The following is a 7,098-nucleotide window of genomic DNA, read 5'->3' as shown; positions in this document are numbered from 1 at the left end:
CCCGGCGTTGGCATTGCCGGTGTTGGTCAAAAGGTAACGCACCGGGCCTTCGACACGCTGCTTGGCCAGAATCACGGGCGCGGCGCAAAACGCGTTCAGGGTGAACACACCCGCGACGGTCGAGCCTTCGGCACAGCGCATCACCACCACATCCTTGCGCCCCGGGCGCTTGATGCCCGCCGAAGCGATACCGAGTTCAAAACCGGCAACCGGGTGCAACGTGGGCAAAGGACCAAGACCAACAGCCATGAATGCGCTCCTAAAAATATTGGGTGTGTACCCCGTCGCTATCGACGGTAACGAAATGGCAAAACGCCGCGACGGCTGATGCCGGTCGCGGCGCGGGGGTGTTGCAGCGTCAGGCGAAAATCTTAGTTGATTTCGCCGTGGCAGTGTTTGAACTTCTTGCCCGAACCGCACCAGCACAGTTCGTTGCGGCCCAGCTTCTGTTCGTTGCGCACCGGGGCCTGGGCCAGGGCCACATCGACCTCTTCGCCCAATACTTCCGGAGCCTCAAGACCAGGCGCTTCGTCGTGCTGGAACTGCATGCGCGCAGCCAGTGCCTCGGCTTCCTGACGCAGGCGGGCTTCTTCCTCGATCGGGTCTTCGCGACGCACCTGAACGTGGGACAGCACACGAATCGAATCGCGCTTGATCGAATCCAGCAGTTCGGAGAACAGCGTGAACGACTCGCGCTTGTACTCCTGCTTCGGGTTCTTCTGGGCGTAGCCACGCAAGTGGATGCCGTGACGCAGGTGGTCCATGGTCGACAGGTGGTCTTTCCACAGGTCGTCCAGCACACGCAGTACGATTTGCTTCTCGAAGGTGCGCAGTGCTTCGGCACTCGCCTGCTCTTCTTTCTCGTTGTACGCGGCCAGCAGCTCGGTCATGAGCTTCTCGCGCAGGGTTTCTTCGTACAGGTGGTCGTCTTCGTCGAGCCATTGCTGGACCGGCAAATCGACACCGAAGTCGCTCTTCAACGCAGCTTCCAGGCCGGCAACATCCCACTGCTCAGGCAGGGACTGTGGCGGGATATGGGCGCTGACGGTGGCGTTGAGCACGTCCTGGCGGAAATCGGCAATGGTCTCGCCGATGTTGGTGGCGGCCAACAAACTGTTACGCATGTGATAAATCACTTTACGCTGTTCGTTGTTGACGTCATCGAACTCGAGCAGTTGCTTACGAATGTCGAAGTTACGGCCTTCTACCTTGCGCTGAGCTTTCTCGATGGCGTTGGTCACCATGCGGTGTTCAATCGCTTCACCGGACTGCATGCCCAGGGCTTTCATGAAGTTCTTCACCCGATCCGAGGCGAAGATGCGCATCAGGCTGTCTTCCAGGGACAGGTAGAAACGGCTGGAACCGGCGTCACCCTGACGACCGGCACGACCACGCAACTGGTTGTCGATACGGCGCGATTCGTGACGCTCGGACGCGATCACCTGCAAGCCGCCGGACTCCAGCACTTGCTGGTGGCGCTTCTGCCAGTCGGCCTTGATCTGCGCGATCTGCTCAGGGGTCGGGTTGTCCAGGGACGCAACTTCCACTTCCCAGTTACCGCCCAACAGGATGTCGGTACCACGACCGGCCATGTTGGTGGCGATGGTCAGTGCGCCCGGGCGACCGGCCTGGGCAATGATCTCGGCTTCTTTTTCGTGGAACTTGGCGTTGAGGACCTTGTGCTCGATGCCTTCCTTGGCCAGCAAGCTGGACATGTGCTCGGAAGTTTCGATGGTGGCAGTACCCACCAGCACTGGACGGCCCTGGGCCATGCATTCCTTGATGTCGGCGACGATTGCAGCGTATTTCTCGTCGGCGGTCAGGAACACCAGGTCGTTGAAGTCTTTACGCGCCAGCGGCTTGTTCGGCGGGATAACCATCACCGACAGACCGTAGATCTGGTGGAATTCGAACGCTTCGGTGTCGGCTGTACCGGTCATGCCGGACAGTTTGTTGTACAGACGGAAGTAGTTCTGGAAGGTGGTCGAGGCCAGGGTCTGGCTTTCAGCCTGGATGTTCAGGACTTCCTTGGCTTCGATCGCCTGGTGCAGGCCTTCCGACAAACGGCGACCCGGCATGGTACGACCGGTGTGTTCGTCGACCAGTACGACCTGGCCGTCCTGCACGATGTATTCAACGTTGCGATGGAACAGCTTGTGGGCGCGCAGGCCGGCATACACGTGGGTCAACAGGCCCAGGTTGTGCGCCGAGTACAGGCTCTCGCCTTCGGCCAGCAGGCCGATCTGGGTCAGCATGTCTTCGACGAACTGGTGACCGGCTTCGTTGAGTTCGACCTGGCGGGTCTTCTCGTCGATGGTGAAGTGACCTTCTTTGGTCACCACGCCTTCCACTTCCTCGATGTGTTGCTCAAGGCGCGGGATCAGCTTGTTGATCTCGGTGTACAGGCGCGAGCTGTCCTCGGCCTGACCGGAGATGATCAGCGGGGTACGGGCTTCGTCGATCAGGATGGAGTCGACTTCGTCGATCACGGCAAAATTGAGTTCGCGCTGGAATTTTTCTTCCATGCTGAACGCCATGTTGTCGCGCAGGTAGTCGAAACCGAATTCGTTGTTGGTACCGTAGGTGATGTCGGCAGCGTAGGCGGCGCGCTTCTCTTCCGGCGGCTGGAACGGCGTGACAACGCCGACGGTCAGGCCGAGGAATTCGTACAGCGGACGCATCCAGTTGGCATCCCGGCGGGCGAGGTAGTCGTTCACCGTCACAACGTGCACGCCCTTGCCGGACAATGCGTTGAGGTAAACGCCCAGGGTAGCTACCAGGGTCTTGCCTTCACCGGTACGCATTTCGGCAATCATGCCTTCATGCAAGGTCATGCCGCCGATCAACTGGACGTCGAAGTGGCGCATGCCCATGACACGCTTACCGGCTTCACGGGCGACCGCAAAGGCTTCGGGAAGCAGCTTGTCGAGGGTTTCACCTTTGGCTATGCGGGCCTTGAACTCTTCGGTCTTGGCGCGCAATTGCTCGTCCGAAAGGGCAACCATCTGCTCTTCGAAGGCATTGACCAGCTGCACCGTCTTGAGCATGCGTTTGACTTCGCGCTCATTCTTGCTTCCAAAAAGTTTCTTTAACAAAGGCGCAAACATATCGGCAGGTTCTTCCACACATAGGGATGGAGGGCGCCCCGTGAGTCGCCCGAGCAGCCCTCACGGCCGCATGCGAACGAGCATTCTACCCGGAAACGTGGGTGAGGAAAGTGGCGTTATTCCACGATGCTGGCACGGCGCTCTTGGAGGGCTTGTTTAAAATAAGGGCTTTTTGCTGAACTTCAACCCATTCGGGTAATAAGTTACTCGTTGATTTAATGGATAAACTGCCGGTAATGCAATGGCGGCGGTGTCGCAGACGCTTTCTGCTACCATGGCCTCTCTGTTACTTAAGGTGTCTAGTCATGGCATTTCGCCCTCTTACGGCCCGAGCTCCCGCCGTGTTGCTTCGCGAAGCCAAGCCTTTAAAAGCCATCTTCGGCCATGCGCAACGCCTTGGTCATCTGCAACGCCTGGTAGAAAGCCAACTGCAGCCCGCCGCCCGCGAACACTGCCATGTGGCCTCGTGGCGCGAGGGCAATCTGCTGCTGATCGTCACCGACGGCCATTGGGCGACGCGCCTGCGCTACCAGCAGAAACGTTTGCAGCGCCAATTGATGGCCTTCGACGAATTCGCCAGCCTGACGCGCATCCAGTTCAAGGTGCAACCGCCGACAGTGCCGCAAGGTGCGGTGGGGCACACGATGGATTTGTCGGAAATCGCCGCCGAAACCATTCAGGCCACGGCAGACGGGATTACCGATCCGAACTTACGCGCTGCGCTGGAGCGGCTGGCCGCTCACGCCAAACCCAAAACCTGAGACCCGGCGCAGAACCAAGTGTGGGAGCGGGCTTGCTCGCGAAGGTGGCGTGTCAGTCACTGGATATATTGACTGATCCACCGCTTTCGCGAGCAAGCCCGCTCCCACATTTGATCCCATCGTTATTTACGTTTGCTGCCGCCTAACAAAGACCCCAGTAACCCGCGCACCAACTGCCGGCCCATCTGATTGGCCGCCTGTTGCATCGCCGATTTCAGTGCCTTGCCTGCCGTAGTACCGAGGAACGCACCGGCCTTGTCGGTAAAGCTTGGCTCTTCAGCGGCGGGCGTCGAATCCTCTTGCGGGCCCAAGTCCTTGCGCGCCATCAGCACTTCGTACGCCGACTCACGGTCAATCGGCTTGTCATAACGCCCCTGCAATGGCGAACTGGCAATCAGTGCTGCCCGCTCAGCTTCGCTCAGTGGCCCGATCCGCGATTGCGGCGGTGCTACCAGTACGCGTTGGACTACTTCAGGCGTCCCCTTTTCCTGCAAGGTTCCCACCAATGCCTCACCTGTACCCAACTCGGTCAGCACCGCCAGCGCATCAAATGCCGGATTGGGCCGGAAACCATCGGCCACCGCCCGCAGGGACTTCTGCTCCTTGGTGGTGAACGCCCGCAGCCCGTGCTGGATGCGCAAGCCGAGTTGCGCCAGCACGGTGTCCGGCAAGTCCCCGGGAGACTGGGTGACGAAATACACACCGACGCCTTTCGAGCGAATCAGCCGCACCACTTGCTCCAGGCGATCCTGCAGGGCCTTGGGGGTGTCGGCAAACAACAGATGCGCCTCATCGAAAAACAGCGCCAGCAGCGGCTTGTCGGCATCGCCACGTTCCGGCAGTTGCTCGAACAGTTCGGCCAACAGCCAAAGCAGGAAGGTCGCGTAGACCTTCGGCGCCTCATGCACCAGCCGGCTGGCGTCCAATAGATGAATACGCCCGCGGCCGTCACTGGCCGGTTGCAGGATGTCTTCGAGTTGCAGCGCCGGCTCGCCGAACAACGCTTCGGCACCCTGCTGCTCCAGCACCGCCAGGCGCCGCAACAGCGCCTGGCTGGAACCGGTGGTCATCAAGGCCGCGTCTTCCCCGAGCAACTCCGGGTGATAGCGCAAATGGTTCAGCAGCGCCTTGAGGTCCTTGAGGTCCAGCAACAACAGGCCTTCACGATCGGCCACCTTGAAGGCTGCGTAGAGGGCCGATTGCTGGCTGTCGGTGAGCTCCAACAGGCTGCCGAGCAACAGCGGGCCCATTTCACTCATGGTGGTGCGCAACGGATGACCGGACTGGCCGTGGATATCCCACAACGTCACCGGATACGCCTTGGGCGTGTAATTAAGGAAAGGCATGCCGGCTATGCGCTCGGCGACCTTGCCCTGAGGGTTGGCCGCAGCGCCCAGGCCACACAGGTCACCCTTGATATCGGCGGCAAATACCGCGACGCCGGCGTCGCTGAAGGCTTCCGCCAGGCGCTGCAAGGTCACGGTCTTGCCGGTGCCGGTGGCGCCTGCGATCAGGCCGTGGCGGTTGGCCAGGCGCATCGACTGGGCAATCGGCTGGCCCTGAAGATCTGCACCAATAATGAGTTGCGAGGAGTCAGGCATTTTGTCACCCATGGTTAATCTTTGGCGCTGAATGGTCGATACAGATAAAGCGAGAGACCCAAAAAGTCTTGGAAAAACAGGCCGGATAATTCCTGCAGGAGCAGATGGAAATATCACACTTTTTTTGACGCAGCCATTCCGCGCGTCCCAGAAGGACGTGCATCGGATATTAAGACCATAGCGGACCCCACAAGCCATGAATAAAAATCTGCGTTTCAGCCATAAAATCCTGCTTGCCGCCGCTCTTGTCGTCATTGCCGCCTTTGCGTTGTTTACCCTCTACAACGACTACTTGCAGCGTAATGCGATTCGCGACGACCTGAACAACTACCTGCATGAAATGGGCGATGTCACTGCCAGCAACATCCAGACCTGGCTTACCGGGCGCATTGTGCTGATAGAAAGCGCCGCACAGAACATCGCCATCAACCCGGATTCAACCAGCGTCGCCAGCCTTCTGGAACAGAAGGCCCTGACGTCCTCGTTCATGGCCACGTACCTTGGCGACAGCAAGGGCGGCTTCGTCATCCGCCCCGATACCAAGATGCCCGACGGCTTCGACCCACGGGTACGCCCCTGGTACAAGGGCGCGCAGGGCAGCAACGGCTCAACCCTGACCGAACCCTACATTGACGCGGCCACCGGCCAGTTGATCATCTCCATCGCCACCCCCAGCAGCAAGGCCGGCCAGAGTGTCGGCGTGGTGGGCGGCGACCTGAGCCTGCAAACCCTGGTAGACAACATCGGTGCCCTGAACTTCGGCGGCATGGGTTATGCCTTCTTGGTCAGTGCCGACGGCAAAGTGCTGGTACACCCGGACAAGGGCCTGGTGATGAAAACCCTGGCCGACGTCTATCCGAACAACACCCCCCGAATCAGCAGCGACTTCAGTGAAGTCGAGGTAAACGGCAAGACACGTATCGTCACCTTTACCCCGATCAAGGGCCTGCCCTCGGTGAACTGGTACCTCGGCCTGTCGGTGGATAAAGATAAATCCTTCGCCATGCTCAGCGAATTCCGCACCTCGGCGATCATCGCCACGATCATCGCCGTGGTCATCATCATCGCCCTGCTGGGCATGCTGATTCGCATCCTCCTGCAGCCACTACACGTCATGACCCGCGCCATGGAAGACATCGCCGACGGTGAAGGCGACCTGACCCGCCGCCTGACCATCCAGAACCACGACGAATTCGGCGTGCTTGGCAGCGCTTTCAATCGTTTCGTGGAGCGGATTCACACCTCGATTCGCGAAGTTTCCTCGGCCACCGAGCAGGTCAATGAAGTGGCCCTGCGGGTGGTCAGCGCCTCCAATTCCTCGATGGTCAATTCCGACGAGCAGGCCAACCGGACCAACAGCGTCGCGGCCGCGATCAACGAGCTGGGGGCCGCCGCCCAGGAAATCGCCCGCAACGCCGCACAGGCCTCCAACCAGGCCAGCGATGCCCGGCACTTGGCCGAAGACGGTCAGCAAGTGGTGGAACGCAATATCAAGGCGATGAACCAGTTGTCGCAGATGATCAGCGCCTCCAGCACCAATATCGAAGCGCTTAACAGCAAGACAGTGAACATCGGGCAGATTCTGGAAGTGATCACCAGCATTTCCCAGCAAACCAACCTGCTGGCCCT

At 59.7% G+C, this 7,098-nt stretch carries 5 protein-coding genes; 2 read left to right on the top strand and 3 right to left on the bottom strand.

The features are described from left to right. Both HX846_RS06720 and secA read right to left on the bottom strand, forming a co-directional pair. On the bottom strand, window positions 1–249 hold a 249-nt coding region (locus tag HX846_RS06720; protein ID WP_178965167.1), incomplete at its 3' end, for a bifunctional ornithine acetyltransferase/N-acetylglutamate synthase. A 122-nt stretch (window positions 250–371) separates the two neighbouring features. After that, a complete protein-coding gene (gene secA / locus HX846_RS06715) occupies window positions 372–3,107 on the bottom strand; it encodes a preprotein translocase subunit SecA (protein WP_087693541.1) in 2,736 nt (911 codons plus the stop codon). Window positions 3,108–3,412: 305 nt separating this feature from the next. Between secA and HX846_RS06710 the strand changes: the two genes are divergently transcribed. Further along, window positions 3,413–3,868, top strand: a complete 456-nt coding sequence (locus HX846_RS06710; RefSeq protein WP_008432358.1) for a DUF721 domain-containing protein — start codon at window positions 3,413–3,415, stop codon at window positions 3,866–3,868. Window positions 3,869–3,990: 122 nt separating this feature from the next. On the opposite strand, the gene HX846_RS06705 is transcribed toward HX846_RS06710, so the two are convergent. After that, window positions 3,991–5,469, bottom strand: a complete 1,479-nt coding sequence (locus tag HX846_RS06705) for a helicase HerA-like domain-containing protein (protein WP_008432355.1) — start codon at window positions 5,467–5,469, stop codon at window positions 3,991–3,993. Window positions 5,470–5,665: 196 nt separating this feature from the next. On the opposite strand from HX846_RS06705, the gene HX846_RS06700 reads away from it, so the two are divergent. Next, window positions 5,666–7,098, top strand: a 1,433-nt coding sequence (locus HX846_RS06700) for a methyl-accepting chemotaxis protein (protein WP_178965166.1), incomplete at its 3' end; no start/stop codon positions are given.

The organism is Pseudomonas sp. K5002, from assembly GCF_013386655.1.
Taxonomy (GTDB): Bacteria; Pseudomonadota; Gammaproteobacteria; order Pseudomonadales; family Pseudomonadaceae; genus Aquipseudomonas.
Note: the sequence above shows the minus strand (reverse complement) of the source record. Positions and strands in the feature narration are given on the sequence as shown.

What these genes read in the sequence shown, in the direction of transcription:
- secA (WP_087693541.1), bottom strand. Translation starts at nt 3,107, where the DNA reads ATGTTTGCGCCTTTGTTAAAGAAACTTTTTGGAAGCAAGAATGAGCGC.
- HX846_RS06710 (WP_008432358.1), top strand. Translation starts at nt 3,413, where the DNA reads ATGGCATTTCGCCCTCTTACGGCCCGAGCTCCCGCCGTGTTGCTTCGC.
- HX846_RS06705 (WP_008432355.1), bottom strand. Translation starts at nt 5,469, where the DNA reads ATGCCTGACTCCTCGCAACTCATTATTGGTGCAGATCTTCAGGGCCAG.